Annotated in this window: 15 protein-coding genes and 1 pseudogene; 8 read left to right on the top strand and 8 right to left on the bottom strand. The window is 63.5% G+C overall.

Features of this window, described 5'->3' with window-relative positions:
• The first annotated feature begins 75 nt into the window (after window positions 1-75).
• Window positions 76-1,269, top strand: a complete 1,194-nt coding sequence (locus tag ABFX29_RS00835) for a hypothetical protein (RefSeq protein ID WP_152228068.1) — start codon at window positions 76-78, stop codon at window positions 1,267-1,269.
• A gap of 20 nt (window positions 1,270-1,289) precedes the next feature.
• On the opposite strand, the gene ABFX29_RS00830 is transcribed toward ABFX29_RS00835, so the two are convergent.
• The 4 genes and pseudogenes from ABFX29_RS00830 to coaE form a co-directional block, all read right to left on the bottom strand.
• Window positions 1,290-1,667 (bottom strand): SHOCT domain-containing protein, encoded by a 378-nt coding sequence (locus ABFX29_RS00830; RefSeq protein ID WP_152228070.1) that lies wholly within the window; start codon window positions 1,665-1,667, stop codon window positions 1,290-1,292.
• 427 nt (window positions 1,668-2,094) lie between these two features.
• Window positions 2,095-3,090: pseudogene (locus tag ABFX29_RS00825) on the bottom strand (TerC family protein); the annotation flags it as partial.
• A gap of 98 nt (window positions 3,091-3,188) precedes the next feature.
• Window positions 3,189-5,276, bottom strand: a complete 2,088-nt coding sequence (gene uvrB, locus ABFX29_RS00820) for an excinuclease ABC subunit UvrB (RefSeq protein WP_152228074.1) — start codon at window positions 5,274-5,276, stop codon at window positions 3,189-3,191.
• A 64-nt stretch (window positions 5,277-5,340) separates the two neighbouring features.
• Window positions 5,341-5,967 (bottom strand): dephospho-CoA kinase, encoded by a 627-nt coding sequence (gene coaE, locus ABFX29_RS00815; RefSeq protein WP_152228076.1) that lies wholly within the window; start codon window positions 5,965-5,967, stop codon window positions 5,341-5,343.
• A gap of 67 nt (window positions 5,968-6,034) precedes the next feature.
• Between coaE and ABFX29_RS00810 the strand changes: the two genes are divergently transcribed.
• The 7 genes from ABFX29_RS00810 to ABFX29_RS00780 all read left to right on the top strand — a co-directional run bounded on the left by ABFX29_RS00810 (window position 6,035) and on the right by ABFX29_RS00780 (window position 13,975).
• Complete coding sequence (locus tag ABFX29_RS00810; protein WP_152228078.1) at window positions 6,035-6,709, top strand: IMPACT family protein; 675 nt, start codon at window positions 6,035-6,037, stop codon at window positions 6,707-6,709.
• A complete protein-coding gene (locus ABFX29_RS00805) occupies window positions 6,706-7,863 on the top strand; it encodes a class I SAM-dependent methyltransferase (RefSeq protein ID WP_152228080.1) in 1,158 nt (385 codons plus the stop codon). Before ABFX29_RS00810 ends, ABFX29_RS00805 begins: the two co-directional genes overlap by 4 nt.
• Before the next feature lie 276 nt (window positions 7,864-8,139).
• Window positions 8,140-9,462, top strand: a complete 1,323-nt coding sequence (locus ABFX29_RS00800) for an ABC transporter substrate-binding protein (RefSeq protein WP_152228082.1) — start codon at window positions 8,140-8,142, stop codon at window positions 9,460-9,462.
• Between the two features lie 57 nt (window positions 9,463-9,519).
• Entirely contained in the window at window positions 9,520-10,506 is a 987-nt protein-coding gene (locus ABFX29_RS00795; RefSeq protein WP_152228084.1) for a carbohydrate ABC transporter permease, read from the top strand.
• On the top strand, window positions 10,503-11,417 hold the full coding sequence (locus ABFX29_RS00790; protein WP_055241236.1) for a carbohydrate ABC transporter permease: 915 nt from the start codon (window positions 10,503-10,505) through the stop codon (window positions 11,415-11,417). The genes ABFX29_RS00795 and ABFX29_RS00790 overlap by 4 nt, the downstream gene beginning before the upstream one ends.
• The gene (locus ABFX29_RS00785) at window positions 11,417-12,886 is read left to right on the top strand and encodes a GH1 family beta-glucosidase (RefSeq protein ID WP_152228086.1); all 1,470 of its coding nucleotides are present in this window, start codon (window positions 11,417-11,419) and stop codon (window positions 12,884-12,886) included. The genes ABFX29_RS00790 and ABFX29_RS00785 overlap by 1 nt, the downstream gene beginning before the upstream one ends.
• Window positions 12,887-12,955: 69 nt before the next feature.
• Window positions 12,956-13,975: a LacI family DNA-binding transcriptional regulator gene (locus ABFX29_RS00780; protein WP_420831106.1), complete on the top strand. Its 1,020-nt coding sequence runs from the start codon at window positions 12,956-12,958 to the stop codon at window positions 13,973-13,975.
• Here ABFX29_RS00780 and ABFX29_RS00775 read toward each other — a convergent pair.
• The 4 genes from ABFX29_RS00775 to polA form a co-directional block, all read right to left on the bottom strand.
• On the bottom strand, window positions 13,972-14,685 hold the full coding sequence (locus tag ABFX29_RS00775) for a hypothetical protein (protein ID WP_152228090.1): 714 nt from the start codon (window positions 14,683-14,685) through the stop codon (window positions 13,972-13,974). The genes ABFX29_RS00780 and ABFX29_RS00775 overlap by 4 nt on opposite strands.
• Before the next feature lie 142 nt (window positions 14,686-14,827).
• A complete protein-coding gene (rpsA, locus tag ABFX29_RS00770; RefSeq protein WP_152228092.1) occupies window positions 14,828-16,300 on the bottom strand; it encodes a 30S ribosomal protein S1 in 1,473 nt (490 codons plus the stop codon).
• Between the two features lie 318 nt (window positions 16,301-16,618).
• Window positions 16,619-17,929 carry a GNAT family N-acetyltransferase gene (locus ABFX29_RS00765; RefSeq protein ID WP_152228094.1) on the bottom strand — a complete coding sequence of 437 codons (1,311 nt, stop codon included), beginning with the start codon at window positions 17,927-17,929 and terminating at the stop codon, window positions 16,619-16,621.
• A gap of 23 nt (window positions 17,930-17,952) precedes the next feature.
• On the bottom strand, window positions 17,953-20,586 hold the full coding sequence (gene polA / locus ABFX29_RS00760) for a DNA polymerase I (protein ID WP_246167527.1): 2,634 nt from the start codon (window positions 20,584-20,586) through the stop codon (window positions 17,953-17,955).
• Window positions 20,587-20,715 lie beyond the last annotated feature (129 nt).

Here is a 20,715-nt window from a genome sequence, read left to right as displayed (position 1 = left end):
GCGCAGCCCGTGGCTGATGCGCTGAAACAGGGATAATCTGGGCTACAGCAGCTGACAGCGGCGGAAGGCCTGATCATGGCACCCAGTACGCGTTACGGCACAGCTTCCAGAACGAGTGCTCCCCCGTCCTATGCGCCGCCCTGGCGTCGGATCACCTCCATCATCCTTGGCATCCTGGCGGCGCTGCTGCTCGTTGCCTCGGTTGCGGCAGGTTATGCCGGCAGCCTCGTGGCAAGTACTGACCGCTACGTGGCAGTGATTGGTCCGGTCATCCAGGACCCGGCGGTACAGGCGGATCTCTCCGAACAAATCGGGGACCAGGTGACAAGCCGGCTCGACATAGACACCACTGTCAGCGACGCCCTGTCCAACGTGGATGACTCGCGTGCATCGCAGGCGCTTTCCGCCGCGCTTGCACCGGTCATCGCGGACCGGACCAACGCCCTGATCGACAGGACCGTCTCCCGCGCTGTTTCCAGCCAGGCCTTCGCCACCCTGTGGGTGGATGCGAACCGCGGGGCACATGAACTACTGGTCCGTGCCGTCGAGGATGATCCGGGCGGGATGGCATCGATTGCCGCCAACGGAGACATCACCGTCTCAACTACGGCGATGATTGGAGAGGTCAAGTCCCGGCTCCTGGCGCAGGGTGTGTCTGCGGCTTCAGTCATTCCGGATGACGCCGGCCAGGAGTACACCGTCTTTAACGCTCCTGGCCTTGCTGCGTCGCTCTCCGCGCTGAACACGCTGGGCACGGCAGCCGCGGTTCTTCCATGGCTTACCGCCGCAGCGGCCGCTGCCGCTGTACTGATCGCCCCGAAGGGCCGGCGGCTCCGGTCCGGCCTGGTCATCAGCATTTCCAGCGCCGGCGCTGCCCTGGTAGCAGTCCTGCTCCTCCGGTTCGTCCAGCAGGCAGGGGTGGACTCGGTTGGCTCAAGTTCCGCCGTTTCCCCGGAAGCCGCGCTTGTCCTGAGCAACGCGTTCCTGGACCCGCTCGCCGCGGCGCTTCGGACAGTATTCGTCCTTGCGCTGCTGGCCGTTCTGGTGCTCTACGCTGCCGGCCATACCGGCCTGTGGCAACCGTGGGCCATGCGGCACCAGCGGGTGTGCCAGGGTGTTGCGGCCGGAATCACCGTGCTTCTGCTTTTCATTCCAGGCATTAGCGCCGGAGTAACTGCCGGCCTTGCCCTGGTGCTCGTGGGATTCATTGTGGTCTTGGAAGTACTGGCCAGACGAACACGGGCACCGCATCAAGCGGTGCCCGTGTAGGTGCGGGAGTCCAGGATCACTCAGGCCAATGCTTTGGCCTTGAGGCGTCCAAACTCGTCGTCGGAGATCAGGCCGTCATCCAGTAATGATTTGGCGGATGAAATCTGCTCCGTCGCACTCTGGCTGCCTGCAGTGCGCCGAATATAGGCGGCTGCCTGCTCCTGGGATTCGCGTGCCCTGCCGGCGCTCCGTTCTGCCATGCCGCGTCCGCGGGCAATGACGTATACCAAGGCTGTGATGTAGGGGACGAAGAGGAGGAAGAAGATCCAGACCGCTTTCAGCCAGCCGCTAATGGAGTCGTCGCGGAACAGGTCTGCGAAGATCTGGAACAACAGCATCAAATACGCGAAAACAAAGAAAACCGCAACGATGGACCATAGTACTTCGAAGAAGTTCATGGCTGCTCCTTTGGAGCGTCAACGGAAACGAGATAGCCCCGCCGGGGCCGTGGATTTCCCCTCCTGGGAGGGACGGCGATCGTAGTGGAAGGCTAGCACCAGGAACGGAATCCTGACCCGGCGCGCACAAACTGCCACCCTTACACGACGGAGGCGGCTCCCCTGCCGGAATGGCCGGAAAGCCGCCTCTGGTGCGCGCACCGTATGGGTTGCTGCGGGGAACCTACTGTTCTGCGCCGGGCTTACGGGGGTCTGAGGCCAGGAACCTGGCGCGCGCCTCCTCGGTGATCTCGGGCAGTTCGACGTCGTCCCGGGTTTCGGCGGCCTTCTCCGCTGCCCGGTAGGTCTTGGTGACATCGTCGTAGGCCTGGGTCCGCTCTTCATGCGGAGCGTCCTCGCCCAGGCTGCGGTAGACCTTTAGCGCGGATTCGAGGGAAGCCACGGCCTGCACAGCCTTGGCCTTCGGGCTCAGCAGGCTCGCTACGGTGGCGATCACAATCGTGCCGAGGATGACGGCCAGCGACACGAAGGTGGGGATCTCAGGTGCCCAGGCAACCGGCTCGCCGCCGTTGATGAAGGGCAGCTCGTTGACGTGCAGTGCGTGCAGGATCAGCTTGACGCCGATGAACGCCAGGATGACTGAAAGACCGTGCTTGAGGTAAATGAGCCGGTCCATCAGGCCGCCGAGCAGGAAGTAGAGCTGGCGCAGGCCCATCAGGGCGAAGATATTGGCCGTGAAGACGATGAAGGCGCTCTGGGTAAGGCCGAAGATTGCCGGAATCGAGTCAACGGCGAACATCAGATCCGTCACGCCGATGGTGATGAAGACAATGATCATCGGGGTGAAGACCTTCTTGCCGTCCACCACGGTGCGGACCTTGCCCTCGTCGAAGTTCTCCGTCATCGGCAGGAAGCCGGTGAGCTTGCGGACCAGTTTGTTGTCACTGCCGCCCTCTTCATCTTCACCGTTGTCTGTGGCCTGCTTGTACGCGGTCCAGAGCAGGAAGGCACCAAAGAGGAAGAAGACCCAGGAGAAGTTCTCGATCACGGCAGCGCCGATGAGAATGAAGATTCCGCGAAGGATCAGCGCGATGATGATGCCGAACATCAGCACTTCCTGCTGATACTTACGGGGCACCGAGAAGCGGGCCATGATGATGATGAAGACGAACAGGTTGTCGATGCTGAGGCTGTATTCAGTCACCCAGCCCGCAACGAACTGGCTGCCGTACTCGGGGCCGGTGAACACGAACATCATGACGGCGAAGATGAGCGCCAGTCCCACGTAGAAGGCAACCCACAGGCTGGCTTCCTTCATGGAGGGCTCGTGCGGCCGCTTGACAACCAGGAGCAGGTCGAAGAGCAGGACCAGCCCTAGGACAATGAACGTACCAACCTCAAAAGCGAGGGGTAATGCGGGCATGGGGAACAGACCTTTCAGAGCACGGAAAAAGGCGGGGAGTACCCGTAACCGCTACGGAACTGCCCCACCGCCGCCAAGCAGTCTACCCCAAGGCCCGCTTATGCGTGCCCGGCGTTCTGCATTTGGCGCAGTTCCTTTTTCAGATCGCCGACCTCGTCGCGCAGCCGGGCCGCCAGTTCGAACTGCAGCTCTGCTGCCGCAGCGTGCATCTGTTCCGTCATCGACTCGATCAGCCCGGTAAGGTCCTCCGCGGGTGCAGCAGCCAATCCGTCCTTCCGGATGGTCCTGGCACCCTTGCCTTTGCCCTTGGTCTTCTTCTTCGCGGCTTCCTCAAGAAGGGCCTTCGTGTCTGCGTCTTCCCGGGCCAGCGAATCGGTGATGTCCGCGATCCTCTTGCGCAGCGGCTGCGGATCCACGCCGCGTTCCTTGTTGTAGGCAACCTGGATGGCCCGGCGCCGGTTGGTCTCGTCAATGGCATGTGCCATCGAATCCGTGATCCGGTCCGCGTACATGTGCACTTGGCCTGAGACGTTTCGTGCGGCACGGCCGATGGTCTGGATCAGCGACGTCGAACTGCGCAGGAAGCCTTCCTTGTCAGCGTCGAGGATGGACACGAGGGACACTTCAGGCAGGTCCAGGCCTTCACGGAGCAGGTTAATGCCGACCAGAACGTCGAAGGTGCCCATCCGGAGTTCCCGGAGCAGTTCCACACGGCGCAGGGTGTCCACGTCCGAGTGCAGGTACTCAACCTTCACCCCGTTCTCCAGCAGATAACCGGTGAGGTCTTCGGCCATGCGTTTGGTCAGCGTGGTGACCAGGACGCGTTCGTCCTTCTCGGTTCGGGTGCGGATCTCAGCCAGCAGGTCGTCAATCTGCCCCTTGCTGGGCTTGACCACCACCTCCGGATCCACCAGTCCGGTGGGACGGATGATCTGTTCCACCACGCCGTCGGCCTTGCCCAGTTCGTACTTGCCCGGCGTCGCGGACATGTACACAGTCTGTCCGATCCGCTCCAGGAACTCGTCCCACTTCAGCGGCCGGTTGTCCATGGCCGAGGGAAGCCGGAAGCCGTGCTCCACGAGCGTGCGCTTCCGCGACATGTCGCCTTCGTACATGGCGCCGATCTGCGGAATGGTCACGTGGGACTCATCGACCACCAGCAGGAAATCATCCGGGAAGTAATCCAGCAGGCAGTGCGGGGCGGTGCCGGGCCCGCGGCCGTCGATCCAGCGTGAGTAGTTCTCGATGCCGTTGCAGAAGCCCATTTGCTGCATCATTTCGAGGTCATAGGTGGTGCGCATCCGCAGCCGCTGCGCTTCCAGCAGCTTGTTCTGCCCTTCAAGTTCCTGCAGGCGTTCGCGTAGTTCATCCTCGATGCCCTTGATTGCCCGGTTCATCCGCTCCGGGCCGGCAACGTAGTGCGATGCAGGGAAAACGTACATTTCCTGCTCGTCGCGGATCAGGTCGCCGGTGAGGGGATGGAGCGTCTGGATGCTCTCGATCTCGTCACCGAAGAACTCGATCCGGATGGCCTGTTCCTCGTACATCGGAATGATCTCAACGGTGTCCCCGCGCACCCTGAAGGTGCCGCGGTGGAAATCCATGTCATTGCGCACGTACTGCATGGAAACAAACTTGCGGAGCAGGTCGTCCCGGTTCATCTCCATGCCGCGGCGCAGGGTAACCATGCCCTGGATGTACTCTTCCGGCGTGCCGAGGCCGTAGATGCAGGACACGGTAGCCACAACGATGACGTCGCGCCGGGTCAGCAGGGCGTTGGTAGCCGAATGGCGCAGGCGCTCAACCTCCTCGTTGATGGAGGAATCCTTCTCGATGAAGGTATCCGTCTGGGGCACGTACGCTTCGGGCTGGTAGTAGTCGTAGTAGGAAACGAAGTACTCAACCGCGTTGTTGGGCAGCAGTTCGCGGAATTCGTTGGCCAGCTGGGCGGCCAGGGTTTTGTTCTGCACCAACACCAGGGTGGGCCGCTGCACCTGCTCCACCAGCCATGCGGCGGTGGCGCTCTTTCCGGTACCCGTGGCACCCATCAGGACGACGTCCTTCTCACCGGCGTTGATGCGTTCGGCCAGCTCCTTGATGGCCGTCGGCTGGTCACCGGCAGGTGAGTAATCGCTGACTACTTCAAAGGGGGCAACAACACGTTTGATGTCCTGCGCAAGACTCATGGTTCAACGCTACTCCGGGACGCGGTCAGGTGCTGTCCGTATTGCTGACGGCATAACGGTGCCGTTACTGCGGGCCAGCTGCCCGCATCCGTTCCCGGTTCAGGGGCACCAGGCGGGTAGTCCATAATTCCCGCACTGCTTTGACCAAGTCTTCCGGTGTTCCCGTGTTGTCGAGCACCGCGTCAGCTGCCTCAGCACGCGCTGCCGCCGTCGCCTGCGCGTCGATCCGCGCCTGGGCGGCCGCCGGCTCCATCCCGCGGTCCCGGACCATGCGCGCCAGCCGCTCCTTCTCCGGGGCCTCCACTACGAGCACAAAGTCGAAGTTCCCAGCCTGTCCGGTCTCCACCAGCAGCGGAATGTCCTGGACCAGGATGCCGTCTTCGGGAACGTCAGCCGCGAGCTCCGCAGCCCGGGCGCGGACCAGCGGATGGATGATCGAATTCAGCGTTTTCCGCTTCTCCCCATTCCCAAACACGATTCCAGCCAGTGCCGGGCGGTCCAGGGTTCCGTCTGCGGCAAGCACCTGGGGTCCGAAGGCCTCGACCACGGCAGCCAGCCCCTCGGTGCCGGGTTCCACCACCTCGCGGGCCAGGGCATCGGCGTCGATCAGCGAGGCACCGCACTCCACCAGGGTGCGCGCCACAAGGGATTTTCCGGCTGCGATTCCGCCGGTGAGACCTACCTTCAGCATGGCCACCACCCTACCTTCCCGGGATCCGGGCGCCGATGCCGTGCAGCGGCCAACTAGACTTGCTTAGGTGAGTGAAATCCAGGCAGCGTCGGGACGCTACACGACTGTCGCCGGGGATCACCGCACTGAACTCGAAATCAAGCGCTCGCGGTTCATCACCGTGCTCCGGCGTACCGAAACCGAAGACGAGGCGCGCGGCCTCATCGCAGAGCTGCGACGCGAGTTCCACGACGCCCGGCACCACTGCAGCGCCTTTGTCCTGGGCCCCGGCCGTGAGGTGCAGCGCTCCAGCGACGACGGCGAACCCTCCGGAACCGCCGGAATCCCCATGCTGGAGGCGCTCACCAAGCGGGAAACTTTCGACGGCGCCGCAGACCTCAGCGACGTCACGGCAGTAACGGTCCGGTACTTTGGCGGCATCCTGCTCGGGGCCGGCGGCCTGGTACGGGCCTACTCCGAATCCGTCTCCTCGGCACTGTCCACCGCTGTCCTGCTGCGCCGCCGCCGCATGCAGCTCTGCGCAGTTCCGGCCAGCCATGCTGCTGCCGGCAGACTGGAGAATGACCTGCGTGCCGCGGGTTACACCGTGCGCGGCACCGAGTACGGGGACGGCGGGGCCGTGATTACGGTCGCCCTGCCGGACGCCCCCGGCAGTACCGCGGCCTTCCAGGAACGGCTCGCCGCCCTCACCGCCGGAGACACCTCAGCCGAACTACTTGCCACCGAATGGATTGACCTGTGACAGCTTCCGAAGCGTCCTTTGATTTCGACCTGCTGCGGCGGGCTCCGGATGTGGAGGCGGAAAACCTGCAGGCTTTCGACGCCGCAGACAAACTTTTGCTGGACACCGCCGGCAGCGACCTTGAGTCCGCAGCCTCAGGAAGCGGTGCGCCCGTCGTCATCGGGGATTCGTATGGCGCGCTCACGCTCGGAGCGGCAGCGCGGTATTCGCTAGCCGGGATCCGTGTGTATCAGGATCCCTTCTCCGGGCAGCTCGCCCTGGACCGCAATGCCGAGGCGCTGGGCCTGGCAGGACGCTACACGCACTGGGGCCTGGAACCGGGGCTGGTAAGCGGGGCCGGCGTCATCCTGCTGCGGCTGCCCCGCTCCCTGGATGCCCTGGATGAAATTGCGCGGCTGGTCGCAGAACACGCCCCGTCCAATGTCCGGATCTATGCCGGCGGACGGATCAAGCACATGACTACCGCCATGAACGGGGTCCTGGGCCAGTATTTCCAATCCGTGACGGCAGGCCTCGCACGGCAGAAGTCCCGCGTGCTCACTGTGATGGGTCCGCTGCCGGCTGACGGGTTCCCTGCATCCCGCTTCCCCCTGGAAGCGGCCTACGACGTCGGCCTGCCGGTTCCGCTGCAGCTGCGGGCCCGCGGGGCGGCCTTTGGCGGAGCGTCGCTGGATCCCGGAACCAGGTTCCTTCTGCCGTTCCTTGCCCAGGCCCGCGAAGCCGGTGAAGCAGTGGACCTGGGCTGCGGCAATGGCGCCATCGCGGCGTACCTGGCACTGCACCGCCCGGGGATCCGGGTCCTGGCGTCCGACCAGTCCGAAGCAGCCGTTGCCTCTACGCGGTTGACCCTGGCAGCCAACGGTGTGTTGGACCGTGCCGCAGTTCAGCGCGCAGACGCGCTGAGCTGGCTGCCGGATACGTCCCAGGATCTCGTGGTCCTGAACCCGCCGTTCCACATCGGTGCCAGTGTCCATACCGGCATTGCCTACAAGCTCTTTGCCGACGCAGCCCGCGTGCTCCGTCCTGGCGGGGAACTGTGGACGGTCTGGAACTCCCATTTGGCATACCGGCCGGCGCTGAACCGGCTGGTTGGACCCACGAGGCAGGTAGCCCGGAATCCCCGGTTCACGGTCACGGTGTCGACCCGGCGCTAGCAAGGGGCCGGTAGGCAGCACCGCAGCCCTGCCGTGCCGGCGATCTGCGTGCTGAAATCTGAGAGAGCGCTCTCTTGACAGTGAAGCAAGTCACATCTAGGCTCTGAGCAAGATCAGAGAGCGCTCTCTGAAGCGGCCCGGGATTCCATCGGCCCGCAACGGGCTCTCTGGATACAGATCCACAGTTAGCGTCCCGTCCCAGGACAAGCCTAGTTTCCATTCGGCACGGTCCTCCCCCGGGATATCAACCGGCAAGACACACACAAAGGAGTGACCGTGAAAAAGTTCCGACATTCAGCAGCTGTGGTGGCAGGTGCTGCGGCAGTTGCCCTGCTCGCCGCCGGCTGCGGCGGAGGCAGCAGCAACAGCAGCGAACCCGCTTCGGAAGACAACCCGATTGAACTCTCCGTGACTACCTTCGGCACCTTTGGCTACGACGATCTCTACAAGGAATACGAAGAGGCCAACCCGGGCATCACCATCAAGGCCAACAACATCGACACCGGCGGGAACGCACGGACAGACCTCTTCACGAAGCTTGCTGCCGGTTCCGGCGTCAGCGACGTGGTGGCGATTGAAGAGGGCTGGCTCGGCGCCATCATGGAGGTCTCGGACAAGTTCGTGGACCTGAACGAATACGGTGCCGAGGACATCAAGGAGAACTGGGTCGACTGGAAGTACAAGCAGGGCACGGACCCCAGCGGCCGCGTCATCGGCTACGGCACCGACATTGGACCGCAGGGAATCTGCTACAACGGTGACCTCTTCGAGGCTGCAGGGCTGCCGAGCGACCGTGAGGCTGTCGCTGAGCTCCTGGGCGGAAAGGACGCTACCTGGGAGAAGTACTTCGAGGTTGGAAACCAGTACAAGGACGCCAGCGGCAAAGCCTGGTTCGATCAGGCCGGCTTCGTGTGGAACTCCATGGTGAACCAGATGGAGGAGGGATACTACACGAAGGACGGCGAGCTGAACATCGAGGGCAATGATGCCATGATCGCCAACTTCAAGATGCTCTCAGGCTCGATCGAGGACGGACTGTCCGCAAACCAGGAAGAATGGAAGTGGAACAACGGACAGTCGTTCCTGGACGGCACTTTCGCCACCATGGTCTGCCCCGGCTGGATGCTCGGAAACATCCAGGGCGGCATTGAAACCGCAGGCGGCTCAACTGACAGCGGCTGGGACTTTGCAGACGTGTTCCCCGGCGGGGCGTCAAACTGGGGCGGCGCGTTCCTGTCGGTTCCGGAAACTTCGGACCACAAGGACGAAGCTGCAAAGCTCGCCGCCTGGCTGACTGCCCCTGAACAGCAGATCAAGCAGTCCGCAGCTGCAGGCAACTTCCCCAGCACCCTTGAGGCGCAGGAACAACTTGCCGCCGACGCAACTCCGAACGAGTGGTTCAACGACGCTCCCACCGGAGCCATCCTGGCCTCGCGCGCCGAAAACGTTGTGGCGCAGTTCAAGGGACCGGACGATTCAGTCATCCAGGAGAAGGTCTTCGGCCCTGCCATTGATGACATGGAGACAGGTACCGCGAATGCGGACCAGGCATGGGAGAAGGCACTGAAGCTCCTCAACGACCTGGTCATCAACAACTAACAGCACCGCACGCGGGGCCTCCTCCGGGAGGCCCCGCCCGGAGCACGGGAGTCTGCCATGACCGCCACACTGAACCGGCCTGTCCAGAAACAGCCGGTTAAGCCGCGGACAACGTTCCGCCAGCGCCTCTCCAAATGGGATATGAAGGCGTCCCCCTACCTGTATATTTCACCGTTCTTTATTCTCTTTGGCATCACCGGATTGTTCCCCCTGGTGTACACCTTCTGGGTATCGCTGCACGAATGGCATCTGCTCAAAGGACAGGGCGACTTTGTCGGGCTGCAGAATTTTGCCTCCGTGCTGGGCGATACGCGTTTCTGGGGTTCGCTCTTCAACACATTTTCGATCTTCCTGCTTTCGGCAATTCCCCAGCTGGTAGTTGCCGTCTTCCTGGCGGCTATCCTGGACCAGCATCTGCGGGCAAAGACGTTCTGGCGCATGTCGGTGCTCCTGCCCTACGTTGTAACGCCGGTGGCAGTGGCACTGATTTTTTCCAAGATGTTTGCCGAGAACAACGGACTGCTGAACAACCTGCTGGGCAACTTCGGGGTCGACCCGATTATGTGGCAGACGGGCACGCTGCCCAGCCACATCGCAATCGCCACGATGGTCAACTGGCGGTGGACCGGCTACAACGCGCTGATCCTGCTGGCCGCCATGCAGGCTGTCCCCCGCGACCTTTACGAATCCGCAGCAATTGACGGTGCGGGCGCTGTCCGGCGGTTCTTCAGCATCACGCTGCCGAGTATTCGTCCCACCATGATCTTCGTGATCATTACCGCTACTATCGGCGGCCTGCAGATCTTTGCCGAACCCAAACTGTTCGACCCGGTCAATGCCGGCGGAATCCAGGGCCAGTTCCAAACCACCGTGCTCTTCCTGTGGGATATGGGCTTCCAGAGGCAGAACTTTGGCAAGGCATCGGCCGTAGCCTGGCTGCTGTTCCTGATCATTGTGCTGGTGGGCCTGGTCAACTTCCTTATTTCAAAGCGGATCGCCACCGGGGATCCCCAGCGGCCGCGTGCCACGAGGAGAAAGTCATGAGCGTCCTGCAGCGAGCCCGGGCTGTCCCGGGGACCGGGACCGGGTCAGGGGCCGGGAAGCCGGTCCGTAAACGCCGCCAGGGGCAGTCTTTTGGCAGCGGACGCCGTCCGGGGTTCCTCACCTACGGGATCCTGCTGGTCTTCCTGTTCTGCTCGGCTTATCCGCTCTGGTGGTCCGTCATTATCGGCAGCAACGGAAACCCCGCCCTTGGGCAGGAATGGCCTCCGCTCCTGCCCGGCGGACGGTTCTGGACCAACGTGTCCGAGGTCATCAACACTGTGCCGTTCTGGCAGGCGCTGGCCAACAGCGTCATCATCTCCGGAACAATCACCGTCTCGGTGGTGATTTTCTCCACGCTCGCGGGCTACGCGTTTGCGAAGCTGAGGTTCAGGGGACGCGGTGTCCTCATGGTGGCGGTAATCGCCACCATGGCCATCCCCACCCAGCTTGGCATCATCCCGCTGTTCATGGTCATGCAGAAACTCGGCTGGACCGGCGAACTCGGCGCCGTAATTGTGCCGGGGCTGGTAACAGCCTTCGGCGTGTTCTTTATGCGCCAGTACCTGGTGGACGTCATTCCCGACGAGCTGATCGAATCCGCCCGTATGGACGGGGCCAGCATGCTGGGAACTTTCCGGCATGTGGCGCTGCCGGCGGCCCGGCCCGCCATGGCCATCCTGGGATTGTTCACATTCATGACGGCGTGGACGGACTTTATGTGGCCCATGCTCGTGCTTGCCGACAATCCCACGTTGCAGGTGGCGCTAAGCCAGCTGCAGTCGGCCCGCTACGTCGACTATTCAATTGTGCTGACCGGTGCCGTACTGGCAACCGTTCCGCTGCTGGTTCTATTCGTGGCAGCAGGCAAGCAACTTATTTCCGGAATCATGCAGGGAGCAGTGAAGGGCTAATGACGAACAATACCTCTACGCGGAACTACGGCAATTTCCCGCCCGGTTTTATCTGGGGATCAGCTACCGCTGCCGCGCAGGTGGAAGGCGCCGCCAGGGAAGACGGCAAAGAGGATTCGGTCTGGGATGCCTTCGCGGCCGTTCCGGGAAACGTCCTTAACGGAGACACCCCGGCCGTCGCGGTGGACCATTACCACCGGATGCCGCAGGACGTTGCCCTGATGAAGGAACTCGGCCTGGACTCGTACCGGTTCTCCACCAGCTGGGCCCGGGTCCGGCCCGGCGGTGGGGCTGCGAATCCCAAGGGCCTGGATTTCTACTCCCGCCTCGTGGATGAACTGCTGGAAGCAGGAATCCTCCCGTGGCTGACGCTCTACCACTGGGACCTCCCCCAGGGGCTGGAGGAAAAGGGCGGCTGGGCCAATCGGGACACAGCCTGCCGCTTCGTGGAGTACGCGCAGGACGTATACGCCGCGCTGGGTGACCGTGTTCGGCACTGGACCACTTTCAACGAACCCTTCTGCTCGTCCCTGCTGGGTTACGGCTCAGGAGTCCATGCACCGGGCCGGCAGGAGCCGCGTGCAGCCATCGCGGCCGTTCACCACCAGCACCTGGCCCACGGCATGGCCGTTTCGGAGCTGCGGAGCCTTGGTGCTGAGAACATTGGCATCACCCTGAACCTGAGCAACTCCATTCCGAAGGATCCGACGGATCCCGTGGACGTGGAAGCCGCACGGCTGTTCGACTCTCTCCAGAACCGGATCTTCCTGGATCCGATCCTGCGCGGAGCCTATCCTGAGGACTCTCTCCGGGATCTGGAGCCCTACGGACTGCACGAGGTGATCCTTCCCGGAGACATGGAGCTCATCGGAGCGCCCATCGACTTCCTGGGTGTCAATCACTACCACGATGACCAAATCAGCGGGCACCCGGACACCTCAGGCGAGGACGGCCACGGCGGCGGTGGTGTCCTGCCCAAGGCCTCGCCCTGGATCGGCGCCGAACACATCACGTTCCCCAGCCGCGGCCTGCCGCGGACGGGGATGAACTGGGAAGTGAATCCTGACGGCCTCCGGAAGCTCCTGGTCCGCCTGGGCAGGGAATACCCGCAGCTGCCGCCGCTGTACATCACGGAGAACGGCGCAGCGTACGACGACGAAGTGACGGAAGACGGGGCGGTCCATGACACGGAACGCACCGGCTTCATCCTGGATCATGTCCAGGCGGTCGGTGAGGCCATCGCCGAAGGGGCCGACGTCCGGGGCTACTTTGTCTGGTCCCTGCTGGATAACTTCGAGTGGTCCTGGGGATATGACAAGCGCTTTGGCATCATCCACGTGGATTACCAGACGCAGGAGCGCATCATCAAGGACAGCGGGCTGGCCTACGGCCGGCTCATCAGCCAGGTTCGCCAGGGCACGGAGCCGGGAAGCCGTGAAAGCTCTCCGGCTGCGGCCGGCGCGAGGTAGGGGAACTACGATTGAAAGCTGAGCCCGGCTTCGGAAAACGGCAAAGGACGCCAGGAAATGGAGACCGCATTGGGTACTGAGACTGGCCAGGTGCGGCCCGCTCCCACCCTGGAAATGGTGGCTGCGCTGGCCGGCGTCTCCAGGGCCACTGTGTCACGCGTTGTCAATGGTTCAACATCCGTTGCGCCCGAACTTGTGCACAGCGTGGAGCAGGCAGTCCGGACGTTGAATTATGTGCCGAACCGGGCAGCGCGGACCCTCGCCAGCAGGCGAACCTACACCATTACCCTGCTGGTTCCTGAGTCGACATCCAAGGTCTTCGCCGACCCCTTCTTCGCCACTGTGGTCGAAGGGGTCGCGAAGTACCTGAACTCCACGGACTACATGCTGAACATGGTCACCTCCTCGGAGGCGAATCCGGGCAAGACCCAGCGCTACCTGATGGGTGGAAACGTAGACGGCGTCCTGGTGGTCTCCCACCACAGCGGGGACCATTCCTGGGAACACCTGAGCGATGCCCTGCCCATCGTGTTCGCCGGCCGCCCCCTGCTTAATGCCGCGGACAGCTATTACGTAGAGGTGGACAACGAGGAGGGTGCACTGGCTGCCGCCGAGCGCCTGATAGCGACCGGACGGCAGAACATCGCCACGATCGCGGGGCCCCAGGATATGCCTCCGGGCGTCGACCGGCTGGCCGGCTGGCGTGCGGGACTGCACCGTGCCGGGCTGAATGATGCACTGGTGGAGTACGGTGACTTCACCGTCGCCTCCGGCGCGGTGGCGATGGAACGGCTGCTTGCCCGCGGAAAGCCTGTTGACGGTGTCTTCGCCGCGAACGACCAGATGGCTGCGGGTGCGCACGCCGTCATCCTGAAGCATGGTCTTCGGATCCCCGAAGACATCGCGCTGGTGGGATTCGACGACGATCAGTTCGCCACCGGCGTCGAGCCCGCCCTCACCACTGTCCACCACCCGATCGCCGAACTTGGCGAGAAGATGGCCCGGATGCTGGTGGAACTCATCGAGGGACGGGCGACGGAGCGGGTCTGCCGCCTGCCCACTTCGCTGGTGGTGCGGGAGTCAGCCTAGGCCGTCGTGTAGCGGATGCCGCTGTAGTCTTCCCCGGCCCAGAGGGTGCTGCGGCGGTTCCGGCGGTCCCAGCGCGACTCCAGGATCTGCAGGGCGTCCGCCCACTGGGCTGCGTCGGGTTCCCGCTCCCGAATCAGCGCCGCGGCCGCAGCCTGGGAAGCACAGTGCCAGACGGAGTAAGCGGCGAACTTCGGATCAATGAAGACGCCCTTCCACAACGGGCTGGAGCGCTTCTTGATCAGCTGACTGCCAAGGACCATGAGTCCTGCTGCCAGGGCTGCACCCCAGAAAAACACGTCACCGGAAATGAGGCCGAACGGCCTGGCCGCAATGACAGCTGCCAGCAGGGTTCCCCCGGTGTTGCGGATCAGCACTGCATTCGATGCCGCGAAGGTGTCAGCTTCACGGGCCAGTCTCAGCTGCTCCCGGCGCCAGGCGCGGAACCGCACGAGGTCAGACTGCACCTCGGCCTGTTTCACTGCCTGCGCAGCCTCAAAGTAGTCCGGGAACCTGGCCTGCAGGTCTTTTTCACGGTCCTCTGAGGCCCTGAGCTCCTCCCAGGATTCAGCTTCCCGCTCCTCTTCGGCAACGCCGTTGATGAGGTTCGCGGCCTGGACCGGCGGCAGATGCCGGGCTAATGCCTGGGTCCGCCGCCGGATCTGGTCCTCCCGTTCCTGACGGCTGGCTGAGCTGACATCTCCGGCCTGCATTTTCATTCCCCCCGCTGGTAGCTGCTCTAAGACGGCATTCAGCCTACCAAGAGCGGAGACCGGCTCCTGACAAGGCAAAAGGCGGGTCCCCACCGAAGTGGGAACCCGCCTTTCCAGGCAGCTAGCGCCTTAGCAACAGAACTTAGTTGCCGGTCAGCTTCTCGCGCAGTGCAGCAAGTGCCTCGTCGGATGCCAGGGTACCGGCAGCGGACTCGGATGCAGCAGGCTCGGAGGAGTAGCTGGTGGAGGTGGACTCAGCGGAGTCCGACGCTGCAGCAACATCCTCGGAGTTGTGCTGGGCAACCTGCTTCTTGTGAGCTTCCCAGCGGGCCTGGGCGTCAGCGTACTGCTGCTCCCAAGCGGCGCGCTGGGTCTCGTAGCCCTCGAGCCATTCGTTCGACTCGGGGTCGAAGCCTTCGGGGTACTTGTAGTTGCCGGCTTCGTCGTACTCTGCGGCCATGCCGTACAGAGCCGGATCGAACTCGGTGCCCTCGGGGTCGACGCCCTCGTTGGCCTGCTTCAGCGACAGGGAGATGCGGCGGCGCTCGAGGTCAATGTCGATGACCTTGACGAACAGTTCATCTCCAACGGAGACAACCTGCTCTGCCAGCTCTACGTGGCGGACAGCCAGCTCGGAGATGTGGACCAGGCCTTCGATGCCGTCTTCGACGCGGACGAACGCACCGAACGGAACCAGCTTGGTGACCTTGCCCGGCACAACCTGGCCCAGGGCGTGGGTGCGGGCGAAGGTCTGCCACGGATCTTCCTGCGTAGCCTTCAGCGACAGGGAGACACGCTCGCGGTCGAGGTCAACTTCCAGAACCTCAACGGTGACTTCCTGTCCAACTTCAACGACCTCGGAGGGGTGGTCGATGTGCTTCCAGGACAGCTCGGAAACGTGGACGAGACCGTCTACGCCGCCAAGGTCCACGAATGCACCGAAGTTGACGATGGAGGAAACAACGCCCGGACGAACCTGGCCCTTTTCCAGCTTGTTGAGGAAGGTGGAACGGACCTCGGACTGAGTCTGCTCGAGCCATGCACGGCGGGACAGGACCACGTTGTTGCGGTTCTTGTCCAGCTCGATGATCTTGGCTTCGATCTGCTGGCCGATGTACGGAGCCAGGTCGCGGACGCGACGCATCTCCACGAGGGATGCGGGCAGGAAGCCGCGCAGCCCGATGTCGAGGATAAGACCACCCTTGACAACCTCGATGACGGTACCGGTAACGACGCCGTCTTCTTCCTTGACCTTCTCGATGTCGCCCCAGGCGCGCTCGTACTGTGCGCGCTTCTTGGAGAGGATCAGACGGCCTTCTTTGTCTTCCTTGGTGAGGACCAAAGCTTCGACCTGGTCGCCCACGGAGACAACGTCCCCGGGATCGACGTCGTGCTTGATGGAAAGCTCACGGGAAGGAATGACACCCTCGGTCTTGTAACCGATGTCGAGCAGAACCTCGTCGCGGTCAACCTTGACGACGGTACCTTCGACGAGATCGCCGTCGTTGAAGTACTTGATCGTTGCGTCAATGGCGGCGAGGAAGTCCTCGGCAGATCCGATGTCGTTGATGGCGACCTGCGGGGTACCGGACTTCTCGGTGGTGGTGATGGTCATGTAGTTGGGACTCCGATGTGGAAGTTGTAGTAATTCCGGATGCACTCCCACCGGCTCGCGTGCAACCCAAATAACTCAGGTTCAAGACGGTGCTTGGTTGTCCGGAGATGGACAGAATGTTAATAATGTTGTGCCCGACCTGCGCTTGGAAGCGGCCTCCAGAAATTTTGAGGACCGAACCAGCACGCGTGACGCGCCTGTTCAGTCTAGCCGGAGGCTCCAAGTCAGGTCAAAGCCGTACGGGGATTCACGTAGTCCTTCATCCCAGTTCATGCCAACTAGCGAAGGGCACCGGTAATTCCCGCCCCAGGCATCCGCCTAGAAGTGTGTGCTGCAGTACGGGGGCCGGGCGACGTCGAAGAGCCGGCCCAGGGCGCCGACGGCTTCGGCACTGCCCCGGATACCGCCGGCAGCGGCAAGCATGGCGGCAGGCACGCCGCCCAGGTAGAGCGATGCGAAGGCCGCTGCATAGGCTTCCACCGCAGGGATGCCGCCGGGCGCATCATTGCCCAGTTCGGTCACCACGGCGGTGCCGGCGCTGGCCTGGAGCAGCCATCGGCCATTGGCGAGGCCCAGCGGGTCGGTGATCGAGATGACCAGGTTGCCGTCGGACTCGAATCCGCGGGCACGCAGCATTGCTGCCGGATCCAGCGCCCGGAGCCAGAGGGCATCTTCCACGCCCGTGATGCGGTATCGCCTGCGGTCGGCCAGCGCCCAGGGAAGCGGATCACTGACCGGGGCGGATGCGGTGATCTTCTCGACCAGGTCGATCGATCCGAGATATCGCCACAGTTCCAGCCTGGCGGTATCGTCCACCGCCACCAGGTCCAGCACCTTCAGGGTGTGCGGCTCGGTTTCCCACGGCAGGAAACGGTAGGTCACATATCCGTCCGGGGCGCCGGCGTCGTCGTAGTGGACCGCGGCGCGCACTTCCTTCTGCTCTTCGGGAAGGTCACCCCAGAGTCCGGCGGCCCGTTTGGCGTAGCCGGCCTGCCGGCCCAGTGCCCCGCGCGTGACTTCCAGGTGGCGCGCGAAGATCTCCGGTGCCAGTTTTTCCATCCCGGCCAGGTCTGCCAGGACAGTCGTGCCCGACGGCGCCGTCCGCAGTTCCAGCCGACCTCGGACGTCCACCTCCACCATGGCTTCCGCGGTGGCTGCACCGAACCCGTACCGGCCGTAGATGACGGCCTCTGAGGCATAGAGGGAGGCAACAGCGAAGCCGTTCTCCTTCGCGCTCCGGAGGTCCTGCGTGATCATCCCCGTCAGGATCCCCCGCCGGCGGTGCGTGGGCCGCACCGTTACCGAGGTGATCTGATGCGCCGGGAGGAGACCGGCACCGGCGTTCATGTCGTGGGACATCGCAGCGTACGTGGCTACCGGAGCCTTCGGATTCCAGGCGTGTTCGGGCGCGCCGTCGTCATAGACACCGGTGAGCGTCCGGCCGTCCGCCAGGTACGCCTGGACAATCGATGCCAGATGCGCCGGGTCCCAGCGCGGATCATGGAATCCCAGGTTGACGGCTTCGAGCCAGTTCGAGGTCCGCTCATCGGGACGTTTCGGATCAGCTTCTGAGAATCCGGCGCTGAAGCGTTCCGTGCGAAGGGCGGTCCCGGTGCTCTCGCCGCTCATGTGTTCTCCCTGGGTTGTCTGTATTAGTGCCCTGCCTCGTGCCAGCTGGCGCCCCAGCCCACGGATACGTCCAGGGGCACGGAGAGGTCGGCAGCGCCGGACATCTGTTCACGGACCAGCTTCTCGGCTGCTTCCCGCTCCCCCGGCGCGACTTCCAGGACGAGTTCGTCATGGACCTGCAGAAGCATACGCGTTTTCAGGCCCTGCTTCTTCAGCTCGGCGTCTACTCCCAGCATTGCCTTCTTGATGATGTCCGCGGCAGAGCCCTGGATGGGCGCGTTCAATGCGGCTCGCTCGGACATCTCGCGCAGCTGCCGGTTGGTGCTGGCCAGGTCCGGCAGGTAGCGGCGGCGGCCCTCGATGGTGGAGGTGTAGCCGTCCTTGCGGGCCTGCTCGACGACGCCGCGCAGGTAGTCGCGTACTGCCCCGAAACGGGTGAAGTAGTCGCGCATCAGGGTGCGTGCTTCATCCACCGGGATTGACAGCTGCTTGGACAGGCCGAACGAGCTCAGTCCGTATACCAGCCCATAGGACATTGCCTTGACCTTGGACCGCATCGCGCTGGTGACCTCCTCCGGCGGAACACCAAAGATGTGCGAACCCACGAACCGGTGCAGGTCTTCCCCGTCCCGGAACGCCTGGATCAGGCTCTCGTCCCCGGACAGGTGCGCCATGATGCGCATTTCCACCTGGGAGTAGTCGGCGGTCAGCAGCGTCTCGTAGCCCTCGCCCACCACAAAGACCTCACGGATCCGGCGGCCCTCCTCGGAGCGGATCGGGATGTTCTGCAGGTTCGGGTTGATGGAGGACAGCCGCCCGGTAGCCGCAACTGTCTGGGCGTAGGTCGTGTGGATCCGGCCGTCGTCGGACACGGACTTGCGCAGGCCCTCGACCGTCTGGCGGAGCTTGGTGGCATCCCGGTAGGCCAGCAGGTGCGCCAGGAACGGATGGCCGTTCGTCTTCACGATGAGGTCGGAAAGGGCATCCGCGTCGGTGGAGTACCCGGTCTTGATCTTCTTGGTCTTGGGCAGGCCCAGCTCGTCGAAGAGGACTACCTGGAGCTGCTTCGGTGAGCCAAGGTTGATTTCCTTGCCGATCACCGCGAAAGCTTCGGCCTTGGCCTGTTCGATGGTACGGCCGAACTCGTCCAGCAGCCGGTCCAGCTTTTCGGTGGACACCGCAATGCCGGCAAGTTCCATTTCCGCCAGGACCTCAGCAAGCGGCAGCTCGAGTCCGCCAAGCAGCTGGTTCGCGCCGCGCTCAACCAGCAGACCGGAGAAGTGCTCGCTGAGGCGAAGGGCGGCGAAGGCTTCCATGACGGCCGGGGCCGCGGTGTCCTCACCGTCAAGGGAGAGTTCAAGCTGGTTGCCGGAGGACGCCGCTGAATCAAGGGACAGCTTCAGGTGCTGCAGGCTCAGGTCCGGCAGGTCGTAGCTGCGCCGGTCAGGCTGGATCAGATACCCGGAGATCGCGGGATCATCCACTTCACCGTCCAGATGCAGGCCGCGGCGGGAAAGCAGCTTATAAGCGTCCTTGAAGTCGTGGACCACCTTGGGGGCGTTGGAATCCTCCAGCCAGCCGGCCAGGACCCTCTCGGCATCGGCGTCCAGCTCAGTCAGCGGAATGTACGCAGCGGCGTCGTCCGTCACCACGGCAAGCCCGGTTGCATCGCGGGACTCACCTGCTCCCTCCGTCACCAGCCGCAGGCCGGCAGGGGCCTGGTTGGTGGCACGGAACCAGGACTCGAGCTCGCCGGCGGCGGTGATGGTGGTGTGGGCAGGAGGCACCATTTCAGGGTGGTCTCCGGGAACCTCTTCCTCTCCATAGACGTCGAAGAGGCGCTTGCGCAGGGCGTTGAACTGCAGGGCGTCGAACAGTTCCTCGATCGCTTCCCGGTCCGGACGCCGGGCAGCCATGGCGTCCAGGTCGACGGGCAGGTCAAGGTCGCGCAGCAGCCGGTTCAGCCGGCGGTTGCGCTTGACGTCCTCGATGTTGGCGCGCAGGGAATCGCCGACCTTGCCCTTGATTTCATCCAGGTGCTCGAGGATCCCCTCAAGCCCGCCATAGGCCTTGATCCACTTGGCAGCAGTCTTGGGGCCAACGCCCGGCACGCCCGGGAGGTTGTCAGCCGACTCCCCCACCAGCGCCGCGAGGTCGGAATACTTGTCCGGCGGTACCAGGTACTTCTCTTCCACCGCCGCAGCATCCATGCGGGGCAGATCGGAGACGCCCTTCTTCGGGTAGAAGACAGTCACCCGGTCATTGACCAGCTGGAAGGCGTCCCGGTCCCCCGAAACCACCATCACGTCCCAGTTCCGTCCGGCAGCCTGCTCTGAGAGGGTCGCGAGGATGTCGTCAGCCTCGTAGCCGTCGAGCGTGATGGTGGGGATCCGCATGGCTTCCATGACCTTGATGATCAGGTCGATCTGGCCGTGGAACTCCTCGGGAGTCTTGTTCCGGCCGCCCTTGTAGTCGGAGTATTCCTCGGTGCGGAAGGTTGGCGTGTCCAGGTCGAACGCCACGGCAATGTGGGTGGGTTCCTCGTTCTTGATGAGGTTGATCAGCATGGAGGTGAAACCGTAGACGGCATTGGTGTGCTGGCCGGTGTCGGTGGAGAAGTTCTCCGCCGGCAGCGCATAGAAGGCACGGAAAGCCATGGAATGGCCGTCGATGACCAGCAGCCGGCTGTGGCCGGACGCGTTGGGTGTTCCGAGCGCCGCCTCAGCCGGTGCGGCCTCAGCCGGCACCGATGGCACGGGAGCCGCGTGGCTGCCTGTGGACGTGGC

Origin of the sequence: Arthrobacter gandavensis (genome assembly GCF_039528575.1) — a bacterium.
Taxonomy (GTDB): Bacteria; Actinomycetota; Actinomycetes; order Actinomycetales; family Micrococcaceae; genus Arthrobacter_B; species Arthrobacter_B citreus_B.
Note: the sequence above shows the minus strand (reverse complement) of the source record. Positions and strands in the feature narration are given on the sequence as shown.